The following is an 18,540-nucleotide window of genomic DNA, read 5'->3' on the forward strand; positions in this document are numbered from 1 at the left end:
ATGAGTGTCACAGACTGTGAAAAACGTTCTCGCTCCGATCGGATTACGCTTTCCTGTGCTCACCTTCTTCTTTTGCAGAAATGAAAAAAAGGCGCCACAGGGCGCCTTTTATGACTGTCGTATAGCAATACGTCCACCGGACAGGGTTTTAACCGTGCTTATTCTTCAGTTCAAAGCGCGGTGAGACCAGACCATAAAGCGTCCAGCCGAGGAAGGTCACGATGGAACCATACAGCATCGCTTCCTCACCTGACGAGTAGAGCGCATAGAAGCTGTACATCGCGCCCACGAACGCCACGAAGTTTGCCGATTTTGCTTTCGCCGCCGGAACATTAGCCACTCGCTGAATGATCACCAGCGCGGCCATCGACAGGATGTACGGGATGATGTTCGTTACCACGGCCAGGTTGACCAGCACGTTAAACTGGCTGTTCAGCGACGGGCTGATAGTCATCAACGATAAGCCGCTCTGGATGACCACAATCGTCAGCATTCCCTGAACGGGCGCATCGACTTTAGTCACGCGAGAGAAGATGCTGGGGAAATAACCTTCGTCGGCAGAGGATTTAAAGACCTGGGCAATCGTGAACTGCCAGCCTAACAGCGACCCGCAGCAGGACATGATCATCAGCGCCATGATCACTTTACCCACTTCCGGCGTGAACATCTGCGCAAACGCCAGACCAAACGGGGCGGTCGAGTTTGCCAGATCCATGTTAGGCACAATCCCGGCAATGACGTTGGTGGAGACGATGTAGATCACCGCCGCGCCCAGCGTCCCGCCCAGTACGGCAATTGGGACATTCTTTTCAGGGTTTTCCACCACTTCCGCGTTAGCACACGCCGATTCAAGACCAAGGAACGCCCACAGCGTCATCGCGATAGACGAACCAACAGCCGTGAAGAACGGTACGTGATGCGGGTTCCAGGAGTTGGCATACAGGGTTGGGCTAAACCAGAACCAGCCGATGATACACAGGCCGACCACCGGAATGATGACGCCCCAGACGGTGATACTGCTGATCTGTCCGGTAATGCGCGCACCGCCAAAGTTAGCAACCGTACAGATCCACAGCACGCCAATGGTGGCGAGACCGATTTGCACCGGAGTAAGACTAGCGCCAAATAGCTCGGTACCATAACCCACGGCGGAAATCGCGATGGCGACGTTGGCAATCAACAGCGACACCCCGTAGGTGTAGTTCGCCATAAAGTTGCCGGATTTACCAAACGCATATTCCGCGTAGCCACCCATCCCGCCGGATTTACGGCTAAACATGCCACACTTGGCGAACGCCCAGGCCAGCGCCATGGAACCGACGGCGGTAACCAGCCAGGAGATAATCGAAATGGTGCCGACTTCAGCCAGTTTGGTCGGCAGCATGATGATCCCGGAACCCATCATATTGACCATGGTCAGGATGGTGAGTTGCATCACGCCCATTTTATTGGATTTGGCTTTACTCATAATGCTTCTCCTTTCAACAGGCCAGTCTGTGCTTCGCGAGGTTTAATCACGTAGCACCACACCTGTTTGCGACCATCGCACTCTTTGACGTACACACCCTGAAGTTCCGGCGCAAAACCGGGCAGCAGGTTGATCCCTTCCTCCAGCGCGCTGAAGTAACGCAGTACCGCGCCGCCCCAGACTTCCCCCGGAACCACGCACAGCACGCCTGGCGGGTAAGGGAGCGCGCCTTCAGCGGCAATGCGGCCTTCGGCTTCTGGCAGAGGCACCAGATCCACTTCACCACGCAGATACGCGTAGTTGGCATCCTGCGGGTTCATGCTGACGCGCGGGAAATGCGACTTACGGAACATCTCTTTTTGCAGCTGCTTCACGTTATGGCGTGCGTACAGGTCGTGCATCTCCTGACACAGCTGGCGCAGGGTATAACCGGCATAGCGCGCTTCGTGCTGTTTGTAGAGCGACGGCAGTACATCAGCCAGTGGCGCATCAGACTCCAGCAACCGCTCGAAACGCACCAACAGGGCGACGAGCTGTTGCAGTTTTGCCATATCTTCCGCCGGGGTCAGCAGGAACAGGATCGAGTTGAGGTCGCATTTTTCCGGCACCACGCCATTTTCACGCAGGAAGTTGGCAAGGATGGTTGCCGGGACGCCGAAGGTGTCGTATTCACCGCTATGTGCGTTGATCCCCGGCGTGGTCAGCAGCAGTTTGCAGGGGTCAACAAAGTATTGATGCTCGGCGTACCCTTCAAACGCATGCCAGCGTTCGCCTGGGACGAAGTGGAAGAAGCGCAGGTCATTCGCAATTTCCGCGGTAGGGTAAGACTGCCACGGTTTACCCTCAATCCATTGCGGAACGAACGGGCGAATATGATGGCAGTTATCGAGGATCAGCTTACGGGCGTCGATACCGTTCGCCACGCAATCCATCCACATATTGCGACCACTGACGCCTTCGTGCATTTTGGCGTTAATATCCAGCGCCGCAAACAGCGGATAGAACGGGCTGGTGGAGGCGTGCATCATAAACGCATTATTCATGCGTTTATGCGGTACATAACGCGACTGGCCTTTGATATGGCTGTCTTTTTTGTGTATTTGCGAGGTCTGGGAGAAGCCTGCCTGCTGCTTGTGAACCGACTGCGTCACCAGAATACCCGGATCGTTTTCGTTCAGTTCCAGCAGGAGTGGTGAGCAATCCGCCATCATCGGGATAAACTGCTCATAGCCTACCCAGGCGGAGTCGAACAGGATGTAGTCGCAAAGGTGACCAATCTTATCCACCACCTGACGCGCGTTATAAATCGTGCCGTCGTAGGTGCCTAACTGGATGACGGCAAGACGGAACGGACGCGCATCCCGGGAACGCGGTGGTGCCACTTCGCTAACTAACTCACGCAGATAGCTCTCTTCAAAACAATGAGCATCGATCCCGCCGATGAAACCGTACGGGTTACGCGCCGTTTCCAGATAGACCGGCGTTGCGCCCGCCTGCAATAACGCGCCGTGATGGTTTGACTTATGGTTGTTGCGGTCGAAGAGCACCAGATCGCCCGGAGTGAGCAGCGCGTTAAGCACCACTTTGTTGGACGAAGAAGTTCCGTTCAGCACAAAGTAGGTTTTATCGGCATTAAACACCTTCGCGGCATGCTGCTGGGCAATGCACGGCGCGCCTTCGTGGATCAGTAAATCGCCCATTGCCACGTCGGCATTACACAGGTCGGAGCGGAAAAGCGCTTCGCCAAAATATTCCACGAACTGGTTGCCAGCCGGGTGACGGCGGAAAAACTCGCCACCCTGGTGTCCTGGACAGTCGAAGGCGCTGTTCCCCTGGTTGACGTAGTCAACCAGCGCGCGGAAGAACGGAGGGCGTAATTGCGTTTCGTAATGGCTGGCTGCCGTTTCTAACTGACGACCGTAGAAAGCGGTACGGGCTTCGTGACATTCAAATACGCCCGAAATGCGTGGTAGATATTCTGCCGGAACGCGCTCTTCCTCTTCCGTTGCGATGAAGACGGGAATACCGTAGCCGGTCGCGTCAATTTCATCGAGTTTTCCACGTTCAATATCATTGACAGATAACACCACTGCAGCCACATCAATAAAATGGCTTTCATCAACATTCACAATCGTGCGTTGTGTAGAAAAACAGTCAGGACAAGAACGACTCACGGCAATTTTTAATTCAGACATTTTCATCTCTTTATTTTCAGGTAATAGCAGGTCCTCAATTTCTCGAATGAGAAACTGATAACTCCGGAATAAAAGCAAAGTGTGTCCCCTGATAAATAAATCAGTAAATTGCTTTTTTTAGGATGCAAAAAACCTTACCTGTCCGGTCACAGGCGAATCAAGGCTTAAGCAGAGTGAGCACTGAGGAATACAGGCGTGAGCCTGTGATACAGCGAGTCAGGAAGACCTGTATGCTGGAGTGCCCATAGTCGAAAGACTAACGGGCATTAAAGAAATGAAAGTCAAAGCTATTACGGTGGGCAAACATCATAATATGCGTTGTCCGCCTTATATGGGGCATTGTACGGCTATTATTTTCCATTTTGCTTACCTTTACTGGATGAGTGGAAGGTGAGGGTATTTTATCCAGGAAATGGCATCATTCTGTGAAGAGGATCAATAATAAACGATCATTTTCAAAATAATTAGTCGCTGTTTATGCATATCGTGCGATAAGATATCGCATTGTTATTTATATGTTGTATAAATGTATTTTATTATTTTTTTAGGATTTTACTCGTGATGGGAAATATATCTATTGTGACACAAAAAATAATAAAGATATTATTTTTGTTTTATTTAAAATAAATGAATAACCATTCAGGGCATAAAACGATAGCCAATGCCGGTTTCGGTAATGAAATGGCGGGGTCGGGCGGGATCATGCTCCAGTTTCTGTCGCAAGTGGCCCATATAAATACGCAAATAGTGACTGTGCTCGACGGCGTTCGGTCCCCAGACCTGGTTCAACAACTGGCGCTGGGTAAGCACTTTTCCGGCGTTGTTAAGCAATACGGCCAGCAGGCGAAACTCAATCGGCGTCAGGTGGATTTCCGTTTCGCCGCGATGAATCAGATGCGCCGCGAGGTCTACCTCCACATCGGAAAAGCGCACCACCGGTTCGGGGGAGGGGGTAGCGGAATGACGGCGCAGGGCAACGCGCAGGCGCGCCTGTAACTCGCCAATGCCAAAAGGCTTGCTCAGATAGTCATCGGCACCCGCGTCCAGCGCGGCAATTTTGTCACTCTCTTCGCTACGGGCAGAGAGCACAATCACCGGGACGGCGCTCCACTGTCGCAGGTCGCGAATGAAATCAATACCGTCACCATCCGGCAGGCCGAGATCGAGAATAATGAGATCGGGCTTGCGCGTTGCCGCCTCCAGCAAGCCGCGTTGAAGGGTCTCGGCTTCGTAGACGCGCAGACCATCGGCTTCCAGCGCGGTACGCAGAAAGCGGCGAATGGCTTGCTCATCTTCAACAATCAGAACGTTTGTCACATATCCTCATGAAAATCTTCAAGTTCTGGCGGGGCTTCTTGCACCAGTGTAACACGGAAACAGGCACCGCCCTGAGGGCGATTATAGACGGCAATTGTCCCGCCGTGCACTTCCACAATCGCCCGGCAAATGGCCAGCCCCAACCCAACGCCCGGCACCGCTGACTCTTTGTTCCCCCGCGCGAATTTATCGAAAACGCGCTGCTCCTGACCTTGCGGAATGCCCGGCCCATTATCCCAGACGTCAAGTTGCAGATGTTTGTCTGCCACGTGTGCGTCGATACCGATCTCCGCCTGCGGTCCGGCATATTTGATGGCATTTTCCAGCAGGTTAATCAGCACCCGCTCGAACAGCGGGCCATCGACGTGAATGAGGGTCAGCGGCGCGGGCAGGGAAAGATTCACCGGATGAACCAGGCCGGGTTCCAGCATTTTCAGCGCGCTGCCGACCACTTCTTCCAGCGTCAGCCACTCTTTCTTGAGGTTGAAACCGCCCGACTGAATGCGTGCCATATCCAGCAGATTGTTGACCAGGCGGGTGGTATTCAGCACATGCTGGCGAATTTCGCTGGCCTGTCTGGCATGGGGCGAGCCTTCGCTGGCGAGGTCGAGCGTGAGGATTTCCGCCTGACCAAACAGCACGGTTAGCGGGGTACGCAGGTCGTGAGAAAGCGCGGCGAGCAGGGCGTTTCGCAGGCTTTCACGTTCGCTGGCCATCCGCGCCAGTTCTTCGCTGGCCGTTAAGGTCAGGCGCTCCAGCGCATTCGCTACCAGCAGGGTGAACGTTTCCAGCAGTCGCTGCTGTTCGGGGATCATCAACTGGCGCAGATTGCCCGGTTCAACAACCACCAGTCCGTGTGTTTTGTCGGCGCTGCGTAAAGGCAGGATCTGGTACGGCACGCCGGGCAGGGTATCGGTGCCGGCGCCCGCCGGTAACCCTTTATCAAAGCTCCAGCGGGCAATGGCATCATCCCAGGGCGTCATTCCCTGCTGGTGGGTGAGGGCGGTCAGTTTACCCTCTTCATCTGGCAACAAAATCTGGCTGCGGGCATGAAACGTGGAGGCAATAAATTGCTCGCTGGTGGTGGCGATATCGTGTGCACGGCGTCCCATCGCCAGCGCTTTCGACATTTCATAAAGATGGCGCGTTCGCTGTTCCCGATAGCGCGCGACGCGTGCCTGGTAACGTACCCCGGCCGTCAGGTTACCGACGATCAGGCCCACCGTCAGCATGACGCCAAAGGTGAGGAGATACTGCACGTCTGAGACGGCGAGCGTGCCGCGTGGCGCAATGAAAAACAGGTCAAAACTGACCACGCTAATAAAGGTGGCAAACACCGACGGCCAGCGGCCATAGAAGAGCGCGATGACCACCACGCCAAGTAGATAGAGCATCACCAGGTTAGCGGCATCAAAGGCGGCCAGCCACTGGCTGGCAATAAAGGTGGTAAGGGCGCAGAGTGCGACAGCGACCAGGCCGCCCTGAATTTGCACCCGCCATTTGTCCTTAAAGGCGCGGGTATCAGGCACAGACGTCAGTGCCCTGACCGGCGGATCGTCCAGGGCGACAACCATCAGATCCAGTTCCGGCGCGCGTTTCGCCAGCCGGTCGGCAAACGAATCCCGGTGCCACCAGCGCCGCGTGGTCGGGCGTCCCAGCACAATTTTTCCCAGATTGTGCTCGCGGGCGTAGCGGACCACCGCTTTGTCTTCACTGGGGTCGGACAGCGTGGCGGTTTCCGCGCCTAACTCTTGCGCCAGTCGCAGGGCATGCAGAATATTACGCCGCTGCTTTTCGGGCAGACGATGCAGCGCCGGCGTTTCGACGTAGACGGCGTGCCAGACGCTGCCCAGTCGCGATGCCAGTCGCGCGGCGGTGCGCACCAGTTTTTCACTGCCGGTGTTGTGACCAATGCAGAGCAGAATGGCGTCACGGGTATGCCAGACCTTTTCTTCACCTGGACGGCCCCGCCATGCGCGCATCTGATCGTCCACCCGATCGGCGGTACGGCGCAGCGCCAGCTCGCGTAGCGCGATTAAATTGCCCTTGCGGAAGAAGTGTTCGATAGCGCGCTCGGCCTGTCCGGCGATATAGACTTTGCCCTCTTTCAGGCGCTGACGCAGATCGTCAGGAGGCAGGTCGACCAGCACCACCTCGTCGGCAGCGTCAAAAAACGGATCCGGTACGGTTTCGCGTACCTGTATCCCCGTCACGCCGCTGACCACGTCGTTCAGGCTTTCAAGATGCTGCACGTTGACGGTGGTAAAGACATCAATACCGGCATCGAGCAGTTCTTCAATGTCCTGCCAGCGCTTGGGATGACGTGAGCCTGGCGCATTACTGTGCGCCAGTTCATCCATTAAGATCAGCGCCGGACGACGGGCGAGCGCCGCATCGAGATCGAACTCGCTGATATGTCGTCCGTGGCGTGCCTGCTGCCTCAACGGCAGGATGCTGAGACCGTCCAGCAGGGCAGCGGTCTCTTTGCGTCCGTGCGTTTCCACCACGCCAATCAGGATGTCCAGTCCCTGTGCGCGCAGGCGTTGGGCTTCGGCGAGCATGGCCCAGGTTTTTCCGACGCCCGCACAGGCACCGAAGAAAATTTTCAGTTTTCCGCGATGCGGGGCAACCGCCTGCTCCAGCAGGCGATCGGGATCGGGGCGTAAAACGTCATCATCAACCATCAGAGCCCGTCCAGCGCTAAATTGAGTTCCACAATATTGACCACCGACGGACCGATAAAGCTCACCGGCGGTTTCTGCGTGTATTTTGCAACCAGTCGCGTCACCTGTTCAATGGTGAGATGGCGAGCCTGCGCCACGCGAGGGATTTGCCACGCCACCGCGGCGGGCGTCAGGTTGTTGTCCAGCCCGCTCGCGGAGGCGGTGACCAGTTCCACCGGTACGCTACGACTAGCCTGCGGGTTGGCGGCGCGCAGGGCAGCGATCCGGCTTTGCAGTTGTTTATCCAGTTCCGGGTTACTGACGGCGAGATTACTGCCGCCGGAAGCCATGGGATTATAGGGCATTTCAGCGGTGGCCGAAGGCCGTCCCTGGAAATAGCCTTCAGAGGTAAAGTTCTGCCCGATTAGCGCAGAACCGCGCACCCCGTGGTCATCCAGAATCAGTGAACCGTTGGCCTGATGCGGGAACCACCATTGCCCAAGCGCAGTGGTCAGCAGCGGATACACGCCGCCCGTTAGCAGCATCAGGAACATCATTGTTGAGAACAGCGGACGTAAACCACTCATCAGACACCTCACACCAGACCCAGCAGGGTCAACAGTAAATCAATCACTTTGATGCCAATAAACGGCACAACCAGACCACCCAGACCGTAGATCCACAGGTTACGACGCAGCATGGCAGACGCGGAAAGCGGTTTGTAGCTCACGCCTTTCAGCGCCAGCGGGATCAGAAAAACAATGATCAAGGCGTTAAAAATTACCGCGCTCAGGATGGCCGAATCAGGCGAATGCAGACGCATAATGTTCAGCGCATTCAACTGCGGATAGGTCGCGGCGAACGCGGCCGGAATGATCGCGAAGTACTTCGCCACGTCGTTGGCGATACTGAAGGTGGTCAGCGAACCGCGCGTCATTAGCATCTGTTTGCCGATGTGCACCACTTCGATAAGCTTGGTGGGATTGGAGTCGAGATCCACCATGTTGCCTGCTTCTTTTGCCGCCTGCGTACCGGAGTTCATCGCCACCGCGACATCGGCCTGGGCCAGCGCCGGGGCGTCGTTGGTGCCATCACCAGTCATTGCCACCAGGCGACCTTCAGCCTGGTACTGGCGGATGAGCGCCAGTTTGGCCTCCGGCGTCGCTTCGGCAAGGAAGTCATCTACGCCCGCTTCGGCGGCGATGGCTGCGGCGGTCAGACGGTTATCGCCGGTAATCATCACCGTTTTGATGCCCATTTTACGCAACTGGGCAAAACGCTCTTTTATCCCGCCCTTGACGATATCTTTCAGCGCGATCACGCCTAATACGCGGGAACCTTCCGCCACCACGAGCGGCGTGGCACCCAGACGGGCGACGCTATCCACCTTCTGCTCAACATCCGCCGGGAACTGGCCGCCGTTGGCCTCAACGTGGCGACGGATAGCATCGACAGAGCCTTTACGAATCATCCGGTTGTCGATGTTAATGCCGCTCATGCGACTCTGGGCGGTAAAGGGAACAAAGGTGGCATGCAGCGACTGCACATCACGCTCGCGCAGATTAAACCGCTGCTTGGCGAGGATTACGATGCTGCGGCCTTCCGGCGTCTCATCGGCTAATGAAGAGAGCTGTGCGGCGTCGGCCAGCGTTTTTTCATCCACGCCCTGTGCAGGCAGGAAGTCCGAGGCCTGACGGTTGCCCAGCGTGATAGTGCCGGTTTTGTCCAGCAGCAGTACGTCCACGTCGCCTGCGGCCTCCACTGCGCGTCCGCTGGTGGCGATGACGTTCGCGCCGAGCATACGGCTCATCCCGGCAACGCCAATGGCGGAGAGCAACCCGCCGATAGTCGTCGGGATCAGACAAACCAGCAGGGCGACCAGTACCGTGACGCTGACCGCGTGACCGCCCCAGACTGAAAACGGCCACAGCGTGGCGGTTGCCAGTAAAAAGACAATCGTCAGGGCGACCAGCAGAATAGTCAGGGCAATCTCGTTGGGCGTTTTACGGCGCTGCGCGCCTTCGACCATGGCGATCATCCGGTCAAGGAAGGTTTCGCCAGGGTTCACGCTGCATTCGATCACCAGCCAGTCCGAGAGAATGCGCGTCCCACCGGTTACCGAGGCGAAATCGCCGCCGGACTCACGAATCACCGGCGCGGACTCGCCGGTAATGGCGCTTTCATCCACGGAGGCGCCGCCTTCAATGACTTCGCCGTCGCAGGGAATAATATCGCCTGCTTCCACCAGCACGATATCGCCTTTACGCAGCTCATCGGCCGGGACGTGGTCCATCTTCGCGCCGTACTTCGGCTCACGCAGTTTGCGCGCGAAGGCGGTTTTTTTAACCCCTTTGAGGCTGTTGGCCTGCGCTTTACTGCGCCCCTCGGCGAGTGCTTCGGCAAAGTTGGCAAACAGTACGGTGACCCACAGCCACAGACTGATTGCCCCGGTAAACAGCGCGCTGCCCGCCATCTGTCCCGTCGCCATCGCGAGCGCGATAGCGGTAGTCAGCAGGCTGCCAATCCAGACGATGAACATCACCGGGTTGCGCCACTGGGTATGTGGACTTAATTTTTTCACTGCGTCCATCAGCGCCTGAGCGACCAGAGAGGGTTCGAACAGCGCCAGTTGTTTGCGACTCATAACATTCTGCTCCGCATTGCTCAGCGTAAGGAAAGATGTTCAGCGACTGGGCCAAGCGCCAGTGCGGGAATAAAGGTCAGGGCGCCGACTAACAGCACAGTGCCTATCAGTAAACCGATAAACAGCGCGCCGTGGGTTGCCAGCGTACCAGGACTGGCCGGTTGGCTTTTTTTCGCCACCAGCGAGCCGGCAATCGCCATCACCGGGATGATGACCCCGAAGCGGCCGACAAACATGCAGAATGCCAGCAGGCAGTTCCAGAACGGGGTGTTGGCGCTCAGACCGGCAAAGGCGCTGCCGTTGTTGTTGGCCGCTGAAGAGACGGCGTACAGCACTTCACTAAAGCCGTGTGGACCGGGGTTGAGCATGGCACTGCGCCCCGCATCGGTCATCATGGCGAGCGCGGTACCGAGTAAAACCAGCGCAGGGGTGACCAGAATCGCCAGCGCGGTCATTTTCATCTCGCGAACATCAATTTTTTTGCCCAGGTATTCCGGTGTGCGACCAATCATCAGCCCGGCGATAAACACCGCCAGCAGCACGAACAGCAGCATGCCGTAAAGACCTGAACCGACGCCGCCGAATACCACTTCACCCATTTGCATTAGCCACATCGGCACCATGCCGCCCAGCGCAGTCAACGAGTCGTGCATGGCAATCACCGCGCCGCAAGAGGCCGCCGTCGTGACCACGGCAAACAGACTGCTCACCAGCACGCCAAAGCGGCTCTCTTTACCTTCCATATTGAGACTGGAATCTGCGCCAAACTGCAGCAGATGCGGGTTGCCCTGAACTTCTGCCCACATCACCACCGCAACGCAGACGATAAAGATGAGCGACATGGCCCACAGCAGCATCCGTCCCTGACGACGATCGCCTGCCGCGTCGCCAAACGCGAAGCAGAGTGCGGCTGGAATTAAAAAGATCGCCAGCATTTGCACCATGTTGGTCAGCGCAGTGGGGTTTTCGAATGGATGCGCAGAGTTAGCGTTAAAGAAACCGCCGCCGTTGGTCCCCAGCATTTTGATGGCTTCCTGCGAGGCCACTGGCCCCATCGGCAGCAGTTGTTGCACGCCTTCAAGGGTGGTGAAGGGTTGATAGGGCAGCAGGTTTTGCAGGCTGCCTTGCTGAATAAAGAACAGCGCAATCACCAGTGCGATGGGGCATAAGATCCACAGCGTAATGCGCACCAGATCGACCCACGCATTGCCCAGCGTGCTCATGCTCTGGCGCGTAAAGGCGCGGATCAGGGCAAATACCACGGCGATCCCGGTTGCGGCAGATAAAAAGTTTTGTACCGTCAGTCCGGCCATCTGGCTGAAGTAGCTTAAGGTGGTTTCCCCGCTGTAGGACTGCCAGTTGGTGTTAGCCACAAAGCTGACCGCGGTGTTGAGCGCCAGATGCCACGACAGGCCAGGCAGCTGCTGTGGATTCAGCGGCAGAAGGTTCTGCCACAACAACAGCAGAAACAGGATGGTCAGCCCCAGCATATTCAGCGCGAGGATCGCCAGCAGGTACTGCTTCCAGTTCATTTCGCGTGACGAAATGCCCAGCCCGCGCCAGATCAGGCGCTCAATGCCTGCCGTACCGGGTAGCGAGTTATTGCCGATCAGCCGCGCCAGGCCCGTGCCTAACGCTCTTGCGAGTACGAATAAAATCACCAGGAAACTGAAGATGAGTAAAAATCCTTGCGCAGCCATCAGAACGCCTCCGCATTGATTAATGCATACACCAGGTAACCTAATAATAAGAAAATCAGCACGATGCCGATTATCACGCCTGCACTCACAGTGCACCTCCAGTGGCATAAATGAGATAAACAAAGCGTAAATATCTGGCTGCAAAGATTTCGCAAAAATCGGCGTCGGGGGTGTAAAAAAAGTATAAAAATGGCAAAGACCATCATTTAACTAATGATTAGTATTAATTTAACCTTTATGTAACTTAATTACGCGATAAAGATAAACAAAGCGTAAATAGCTAAAAATAAGTGGTCGGATGAGTAGTAAAATTACACGCAAAGCGGTACTATTTTCAGCAGATAACCAATTTGACTTTACCGGTGATGATTACCGGCCAGATAAAGGGGAGAGAATCATGGGGTTGTACAAAGAATATCCAGCACATGTTGTATTGTTACGCCGTACTTTCGCCGTCGTGGCTGGGGTGCTGGCGTTACCGGTCATGTTGTTCTGGAAAGACCGCGCCCGTTTTTATAGCTATTTACACCGTGTGTGGTCAAAAACCAGCGATAAACCGGTGTGGATGGATCAGGCTGAAAAAGCCACCGGCGATTTCTACTAAGACTATCGCGTTCAGAAAAACCGCCAACAGCAATGTGGCGGTTTTTTTATGTCTCTGTGTCTACACTTATTTCAGAAATGGAAAAGGAGACATCATGAGCGAGAAAATCCCTGTTGGCATTAGCGCCTGTTTGTTAGGGGAGGCGGTTCGCTTTGATGGTGGACATAAGCGCCTGACCTTTGCAGTCGAAGAACTTTCACCGTGGGTGCACTTTGAACCCGTTTGTCCGGAAATGGCGATCGGCCTGCCGGTACCGCGTCCTGCTCTGCGTTTAGTCAAAATGGAAGAGGCAATGGCATTGCGTTTCAGCGATCGGCGGGAGGGCGATTTAACCCAGATGATGACCGCGTTCAGTGAAGAACGTGTCAGCCGTTTCGAACACCTTTGTGGTTATATTGTCTGTGCGAAATCCCCCAGTTGCGGCATGGAACGCGTACGCGTGTATGACGCGGAAGGAAAAAACAACCGTAAGGCCGGGCGCGGTATCTATACCGCAGTGCTGATGGCGCGCTTTCCGTGGCTCCCGGTTGAAGAAGACGGGCGACTGCACGATCCACAGTTACGAGAAAATTTTGTCGCGCGGATTTATGCACTGCATGAATTGCATGGTCTTCGCCAACAAGGACTGACGCGCGGCGCGCTGATTAACTATCACAGCCGCTATAAACTGTTACTGCTGGCTCATTCACAGCCGGAATACCGCGAACTGGGGCGCTTTGTCGCTGCTATCCACGAATGGGAAAACCTGGAGGCGTTTTTCATTGAATATCGTCTGCGCCTGATGAAACTGCTGTCCCATCCTGCCACCCGGCGTAACCATACCAATGTCCTGATGCACGTTCAGGGCTATTTTCGCAAACAGCTCAATGCCCGCCAGCGGCAGGAGTTGGCTTCCCTCATTGACGGCTACCGACGCGCTACGCAACCACTGCTTGCGCCAGTCACGCTGCTCAAACACTATATGGCGGAATATCCGGATGCGTATCTCTCCGGGCAACGCTATTTTGATCCCTGGCCGGAAGCTCTGCGGCTGCGCTACGGGAGCTGATTTTTTCTTTCGGGAGTGTTATGTCCACCCATCTGGTCTGGTTTCGCCGCGATCTCCGTCTGCATGACCATCTTGCCCTTGCCGCCGCCTGTCGCCACCGCTCCGCGCGCGTCGTGGCGCTGTTTATCTCCACGCCTGGACAGTGGGCGAACCATGAAATGTCACCGCGGCAGGCCGCCTTTATCCAGGCCCAGTTGACCGCCTTACAAAAGGCGCTGGCGGAAAAGGGCATTCCGTTACTGTTTCAGGAGGTCGATGATTTTGCGGCCAGTATCGACGTGGTGAAATCGGTGTGTGAACAGCACGACGTCAGCCATCTGTTCTACCACTACCAGTACGAAGTGAATGAGCGTGAGCGCGATGCGGCAGTGGAACGCGCGTTACCTGATGTGGTTTGCGAAGGGTTTGATGACAGCGTGATCCTGCCGCCAGGCTCGGTGATGACGGGAAATCATGAGATGTATAAAGTCTTCACGCCGTTTAAAAACGCCTGGCTAAAACGGCTGAAGGAGGGGATGCCGGTGTGTGTTCCCGCGCCCGAACGGCGTGAAGGGCATGAGGTTTCGACATCGCTGCCACCGATTAGCCTTAACTATCCGCAACAGGATTTTGACCAGACCCTTTTTCCGGTAGACGAGAAAGCTGCGATTGCCCGGCTGCGTCAGTTTTGCCAGCAGGGCGCGGGCGAGTACGAAGCACGACGTGACTTCCCGGCGATTGAGGGCACCAGTCGTTTGTCCGCCAGTCTGGCAACGGGGGGCTTGTCGCCACGCCAGTGCCTGCATCGCCTGCTGGCGGAACAGCCGCAGGCGCTGGACGGCGGCACGGGCAGCGTCTGGCTGAACGAACTCATCTGGCGCGAGTTTTATCGTCATCTGCTGACGTACCATCCCAAACTGTGCAAACACCGCCCCTTTATCCTCTGGACCGATCGCGTGCGCTGGCGGGACAGCGCGGCCCATTTTCAGGCCTGGCAAGAAGGAAAAACGGGTTATCCGATTGTCGATGCGGCAATGCGGCAACTGAACGCCACCGGCTGGATGCATAACCGCCTGCGGATGATCACGGCCAGCTTCCTGGTGAAAGATCTGCTGATCGACTGGCGTAAAGGCGAGCGTTATTTCATGACGCAACTGATTGATGGCGATCTCGCCGCAAATAACGGCGGCTGGCAGTGGGCGGCCTCCACCGGAACCGACGCCGCGCCGTACTTTCGCATTTTTAACCCGACGACGCAGGGTGAAAAGTTCGACTGCGACGGTGAGTTTATCCGCCAGTGGATCCCAGAACTGAGCGATGTACCGGGCAAGGCGATACACGAACCGTGGAAATGGGCGACAAAAGCGGGCATCACGCTCGACTACCCGCAGCCTGTTGTCGATCACAAACAGGCGCGCATGGAGACGCTTGCCGCGTATGAGGCCGCGCGAAAAAGCTGACGGTGACTATGCGGTCTGGCGCCATAAATATTCAGAAGGACGCGTGTAAACCCGTCCTTCTTTTTATGGTTTAATGCGGGGCGATGGTTTCTTAATATGGCTAATAATTGTCTATCGACGAACAGGCACAGGGACGCTATGTTAACGGAGTGCATAAATAAACAAGGGATCGATGATGAAAAACACCGAACTGGAGCAACTGATCAACGAGAAACTGAACAGCGCCGCCATCAGCGACTACGCGCCAAACGGTTTACAGGTTGAAGGCAAAGAGACGGTGCAGAAAATTGTCACCGGCGTGACCGCCAGTCAGGCGTTACTGGATGAAGCGGTGCGTTTGCAGGCCGATGCGGTCATCGTTCATCATGGTTATTTCTGGAAAGGCGAGTCCCCGGTGATTCGCGGGATGAAGCGCAATCGCCTGAAAACACTGCTGGCGAATGACATTAACCTCTACGGCTGGCATCTCCCGCTGGATGCGCATCCGGAACTGGGCAACAACGCACAGCTGGCGGCCCTGCTGGGGATCACCGTGTTGGGGGAAATCGAGCCGCTGGTTCCCTGGGGCGAACTGGCGATTCCGGTGCCGGGGCTGGAACTGGCGTCGTGGATTGAAGCGCGTCTTGGACGCAAGCCGCTGTGGTGCGGTGATACCGGGCCGGATACCGTTAAACGCGTTGCCTGGTGCACCGGCGGTGGACAAAGCTTCATCGACAGCGCCGCGCAGGCTGGCGTCGACGCCTTTATCACCGGCGAAGTTTCTGAACAAACCATCCACTCTGCCCGTGAACAGGGGCTGCATTTCTACGCCGCCGGACACCATGCTACCGAACGCGGCGGGATCCGTGCGCTCAGCGAATGGCTGACGGAGAACTCCGATTTGGATGTGACATTTATTGATATTCCCAACCCTGCATAACCCGCCTCATAAGGGCTATTTTACTTGCCATTCTGGCCCTGGGCAGTGCTCAAAATCCTCACGTACTCCCTGTACGCTCCGGTTTTCGCGCGCTGCCCGAGTCCAGACTGGCTGCGACAATAACGCCTGATGAAGCGGGTGGTAAGAACAAGAGGAACGCAAGTGCAACGAGCGCGTTGTTATCTGTTAGGTGAAACGGCGGTGGTGCTGGAGCTTGAGCCGCCGGTGACGCTGGCGAGCCAGAAACGTATCTGGCGACTGGCCCAGCGTTTGGTTGAGACACCAAACGTTGTTGAGGCTATTCCTGGAATGAACAATATCACCGTGATCCTGCGTGACCCGCAAACGCTGGCGCTGGATGCGATTGAACGCCTGCAACGCTGGTGGGAGGAGAGTGAGGCGCTGGAGCCTGACTCGCGCTATATCGAAATTCCGGTGACCTACGGCGGTGCTGGCGGTCCCGATCTGGCAGACGTTGCCCGCCACAGCGGTCTGAGCGAAAAGCAGGTGGTGGAACTGCACGCGTCGGTCGAGTACGTGGTCTGGTTTTTAGGTTTTCAGCCCGGATTCCCGTATCTCGGCAGCTTACCGGAACAACTGCACACGCCAAGACGCGCTGAGCCGCGGCTGATCGTTCCGGCGGGGTCGGTGGGTATCGGCGGGCCGCAAACCGGCATTTATCCGCTGCCAACACCCGGCGGCTGGCAACTGATCGGACACACCGCGCTGCCGCTGTTCGACCCGAAAAAAGAGCAACCGGTTCTCCTGCGCCCCGGCGATAGCGTGCGCTTTATCCCGCAGAAGGAGGGGGTATGCTGAATATTATTCGCGCGGGACTGTACACCTCGGTTCAGGACGGCGGTCGCCACGGCTTTCGTCAGTCAGGCGTCAGCCACTGCGGCGCGCTGGATAAACCCGCGATGCAAATCGCCAACCTGTTGGTGGGCAATGAGGCCAGTGCGCCAGTACTGGAAATTACCCTTGGGCAGTTAGTGGTGGAGTTTGAAACCGACGGCTGGTTTGCCCTGACCGGTGCGGGATGTGAAGCGCGACTGGACAATCACCCCGTCTGGACAGGCTGGCGTCTGCCGGTAAAAGCGGGCCAGCGTCTGGCGCTGAAGCGTCCGCAGCACGGTATGCGCAGCTATCTTGCGCTGGCGGGCGGCATCGACGTGCCGGAAGTGATGGGGTCTTGCAGTACCGATCTCAAAGTGGGCATTGGCGGGCTGGAAGGTCGTCTGCTCAAAGATGGTGACCGGCTGGCCATCGGCAAACCCCGCCGCGCGTTCAGGGAGGCGCTGGGGGTAAAACAGCTGCTGTGGGGGAACCGCATTCGGGCGCTGCCGGGGCCGGAGTACCACGAATTTGACGCGGTTTCGCAGGAGTCGTTCTGGCGATCGCCGTGGCATCTCAGTCCGCAGAGTAACCGGATGGGCTACCGCTTACAGGGGCAGCCGCTGACGCGAACGACGGATCGGGAACTGGTGTCGCACGGTCTGCTGCCTGGTGTGGTTCAGGTACCGCACAACGGCCAGCCGATTGTGTTAATGAATGATGCCCAGACGACCGGCGGCTATCCGCGCATCGCCTGTATTATCGAGGCTGACATGTACCATCTGGCGCAGATCCCGCTCGGTCAACCCATTCACTTTGTTCAGTGTTCGCTGGAGGAGGCGCTGAAAGCGCGTCAGGACCAACAGCGCTATCTGCAACAACTCACATGGCGACTCAACGATGAACATTGATTTAAATGCGGACCTCGGTGAAGGCTGCGCCAGCGATGGCGCGCTGTTGACGCTGGTCTCATCGGCTAACATTGCCTGCGGATTTCATGCCGGCGATGCGCAAACCATGCTGGCAAGCGTGCGTGAAGCGCTAAAAAATGGCGTTGCCATTGGCGCGCATCCGAGCTTTCCGGATCGGGAAAACTTTGGCCGCACGGCGATGACGCTGCCTGCACAAACGGTCTACGCACAAACGCTGTATCAAATCGGCGCGCTGGCGGCAATGACCCGGGCGGAGGGCGGCGTCATGCGTCATGTGAAACCTCACGGCATGCTCTACAACCAGGCGGCGAAAGATCCGCAACTGGCGGATGCTATTGCGAAGGCGGTGCACGCCTGCGATCCGGCGCTGATTCTGGTCGGCCTGGCGGGAAGCGAACTGATCCGCGCGGGTGAGCGCTACGGTCTCGCCACGCGTCAGGAGGTGTTCGCCGATCGTGGTTATCTGGCGGATGGCAGCCTGGTGCCGCGCAGCCAACCGGGCGCGCTGATTGAAGACGAAGAACAGTCGCTGGCACAAACGCTGGAGATGGTTGAGCGCGGACGCGTAAAAAGCCTCACCGGTGAATGGGCAAGCGTCACCGCGCAGACGGTTTGTATTCATGGCGATGGCGAACACGCGCTGGCCTTCGCCCGCCGTTTACGCTCGGCATTTGAATCACGCGGTATCAAGATTGTCGCATAAGAATTGACGCAGCCCCCACTGAGGGGCTGTGCATATAAAAACACCACAACAAAACACAACATACAGGAATGGAT

16 protein-coding genes are annotated in these 18,540 nt (G+C 56.6%); 7 read left to right on the forward strand and 9 right to left on the reverse strand.

Going from position 1 to position 18,540, the window contains the following annotated elements; genetic code table 11:
- Nucleotides 1–148: 148 nt before the first annotated feature.
- The 9 genes from potE to kdpF form a co-directional block, all read right to left on the reverse strand.
- Nucleotides 149–1,468 (reverse strand): putrescine-ornithine antiporter, encoded by a 1,320-nt coding sequence (gene potE / locus OGY35_RS15130; protein ID WP_286632692.1) that lies wholly within the window; start codon nucleotides 1,466–1,468, stop codon nucleotides 149–151.
- Nucleotides 1,465–3,663, reverse strand: coding sequence for an ornithine decarboxylase SpeF (speF, locus tag OGY35_RS15135; protein WP_286632693.1), 2,199 nt, complete (start codon nucleotides 3,661–3,663; stop codon nucleotides 1,465–1,467). Before speF ends, potE begins: the two co-directional genes overlap by 4 nt.
- A 256-nt stretch (nucleotides 3,664–3,919) precedes the next feature.
- A complete protein-coding gene (gene speFL, locus OGY35_RS15140) occupies nucleotides 3,920–4,024 on the reverse strand; it encodes a leader peptide SpeFL (RefSeq protein WP_114149115.1) in 105 nt (34 codons plus the stop codon).
- Between the two features lie 278 nt (nucleotides 4,025–4,302).
- A complete protein-coding gene (kdpE, locus tag OGY35_RS15145; RefSeq protein WP_152405466.1) occupies nucleotides 4,303–4,980 on the reverse strand; it encodes a two-component system response regulator KdpE in 678 nt (225 codons plus the stop codon).
- Nucleotides 4,977–7,664, reverse strand: coding sequence for a two-component system sensor histidine kinase KdpD (gene kdpD, locus OGY35_RS15150; protein ID WP_286632694.1), 2,688 nt, complete (start codon nucleotides 7,662–7,664; stop codon nucleotides 4,977–4,979). The genes kdpE and kdpD overlap by 4 nt, the downstream gene beginning before the upstream one ends.
- Complete coding sequence (kdpC, locus tag OGY35_RS15155) at nucleotides 7,664–8,230, reverse strand: potassium-transporting ATPase subunit KdpC (RefSeq protein ID WP_152405464.1); 567 nt, start codon at nucleotides 8,228–8,230, stop codon at nucleotides 7,664–7,666. Before kdpC ends, kdpD begins: the two co-directional genes overlap by 1 nt.
- A gap of 8 nt (nucleotides 8,231–8,238) precedes the next feature.
- Complete coding sequence (gene kdpB / locus OGY35_RS15160; protein ID WP_152405463.1) at nucleotides 8,239–10,287, reverse strand: potassium-transporting ATPase subunit KdpB; 2,049 nt, start codon at nucleotides 10,285–10,287, stop codon at nucleotides 8,239–8,241.
- Between the two features lie 20 nt (nucleotides 10,288–10,307).
- Nucleotides 10,308–11,987, reverse strand: coding sequence for a potassium-transporting ATPase subunit KdpA (gene kdpA / locus OGY35_RS15165; protein WP_286632695.1), 1,680 nt, complete (start codon nucleotides 11,985–11,987; stop codon nucleotides 10,308–10,310).
- Nucleotides 11,987–12,076, reverse strand: a complete 90-nt coding sequence (gene kdpF / locus OGY35_RS15170; RefSeq protein ID WP_042285393.1) for a K(+)-transporting ATPase subunit F — start codon at nucleotides 12,074–12,076, stop codon at nucleotides 11,987–11,989. Before kdpF ends, kdpA begins: the two co-directional genes overlap by 1 nt.
- Before the next feature lie 308 nt (nucleotides 12,077–12,384).
- On the opposite strand from kdpF, the gene OGY35_RS15175 reads away from it, so the two are divergent.
- The 7 genes from OGY35_RS15175 (at nucleotide 12,385) to pxpA (ending at nucleotide 18,466) form a co-directional block, all read left to right on the forward strand.
- Nucleotides 12,385–12,591, forward strand: a complete 207-nt coding sequence (locus OGY35_RS15175; protein WP_152405461.1) for a YbfA family protein — start codon at nucleotides 12,385–12,387, stop codon at nucleotides 12,589–12,591.
- A gap of 94 nt (nucleotides 12,592–12,685) precedes the next feature.
- Entirely contained in the window at nucleotides 12,686–13,639 is a 954-nt protein-coding gene (locus OGY35_RS15180; protein WP_178826788.1) for a YbgA family protein, read from the forward strand.
- A gap of 20 nt (nucleotides 13,640–13,659) precedes the next feature.
- On the forward strand, nucleotides 13,660–15,078 hold the full coding sequence (gene phrB, locus OGY35_RS15185; RefSeq protein ID WP_286632696.1) for a deoxyribodipyrimidine photo-lyase: 1,419 nt from the start codon (nucleotides 13,660–13,662) through the stop codon (nucleotides 15,076–15,078).
- Nucleotides 15,079–15,253: 175 nt separating this feature from the next.
- Entirely contained in the window at nucleotides 15,254–15,997 is a 744-nt protein-coding gene (gene ybgI, locus OGY35_RS15190) for a radiation resistance protein YbgI (protein ID WP_286632726.1), read from the forward strand.
- Between the two features lie 162 nt (nucleotides 15,998–16,159).
- Entirely contained in the window at nucleotides 16,160–16,816 is a 657-nt protein-coding gene (gene pxpB / locus OGY35_RS15195; protein WP_152405458.1) for a 5-oxoprolinase subunit PxpB, read from the forward strand.
- Nucleotides 16,810–17,742, forward strand: a complete 933-nt coding sequence (gene pxpC / locus OGY35_RS15200; protein WP_286632697.1) for a 5-oxoprolinase subunit PxpC — start codon at nucleotides 16,810–16,812, stop codon at nucleotides 17,740–17,742. Before pxpB ends, pxpC begins: the two co-directional genes overlap by 7 nt.
- Nucleotides 17,732–18,466 (forward strand): 5-oxoprolinase subunit PxpA, encoded by a 735-nt coding sequence (gene pxpA, locus OGY35_RS15205; RefSeq protein WP_286632698.1) that lies wholly within the window; start codon nucleotides 17,732–17,734, stop codon nucleotides 18,464–18,466. Before pxpC ends, pxpA begins: the two co-directional genes overlap by 11 nt.
- The last annotated feature ends 74 nt before the right edge of the window (nucleotides 18,467–18,540 follow it).

Source organism: Citrobacter sp. Ct235 (assembly GCF_030332305.1).
In the GTDB taxonomy this organism is placed as follows: Bacteria; Pseudomonadota; Gammaproteobacteria; order Enterobacterales; family Enterobacteriaceae; genus Citrobacter_A; species Citrobacter_A telavivensis.

Excerpts from the sequence above, each read along its gene's own strand:
- potE (WP_286632692.1), bottom strand. The coding sequence starts at position 1,468 with ATGAGTAAAGCCAAATCCAATAAAATGGGCGTGATGCAACTCACCATC.
- speF (WP_286632693.1), bottom strand. The coding sequence starts at position 3,663 with ATGTCTGAATTAAAAATTGCCGTGAGTCGTTCTTGTCCTGACTGTTTT.
- speFL (WP_114149115.1), bottom strand. The coding sequence starts at position 4,024 with ATGGAAAATAATAGCCGTACAATGCCCCATATAAGGCGGACAACGCAT.
- kdpD (WP_286632694.1), bottom strand. The coding sequence starts at position 7,664 with ATGGTTGATGATGACGTTTTACGCCCCGATCCCGATCGCCTGCTGGAG.
- kdpC (WP_152405464.1), bottom strand. The coding sequence starts at position 8,230 with ATGAGTGGTTTACGTCCGCTGTTCTCAACAATGATGTTCCTGATGCTG.
- kdpB (WP_152405463.1), bottom strand. The coding sequence starts at position 10,287 with ATGAGTCGCAAACAACTGGCGCTGTTCGAACCCTCTCTGGTCGCTCAG.
- kdpA (WP_286632695.1), bottom strand. The coding sequence starts at position 11,987 with ATGGCTGCGCAAGGATTTTTACTCATCTTCAGTTTCCTGGTGATTTTA.
- OGY35_RS15175 (WP_152405461.1), top strand. The coding sequence starts at position 12,385 with ATGGGGTTGTACAAAGAATATCCAGCACATGTTGTATTGTTACGCCGT.
- OGY35_RS15180 (WP_178826788.1), top strand. The coding sequence starts at position 12,686 with ATGAGCGAGAAAATCCCTGTTGGCATTAGCGCCTGTTTGTTAGGGGAG.
- phrB (WP_286632696.1), top strand. The coding sequence starts at position 13,660 with ATGTCCACCCATCTGGTCTGGTTTCGCCGCGATCTCCGTCTGCATGAC.
- ybgI (WP_286632726.1), top strand. The coding sequence starts at position 15,254 with ATGAAAAACACCGAACTGGAGCAACTGATCAACGAGAAACTGAACAGC.
- pxpC (WP_286632697.1), top strand. The coding sequence starts at position 16,810 with ATGCTGAATATTATTCGCGCGGGACTGTACACCTCGGTTCAGGACGGC.
- pxpA (WP_286632698.1), top strand. The coding sequence starts at position 17,732 with ATGAACATTGATTTAAATGCGGACCTCGGTGAAGGCTGCGCCAGCGAT.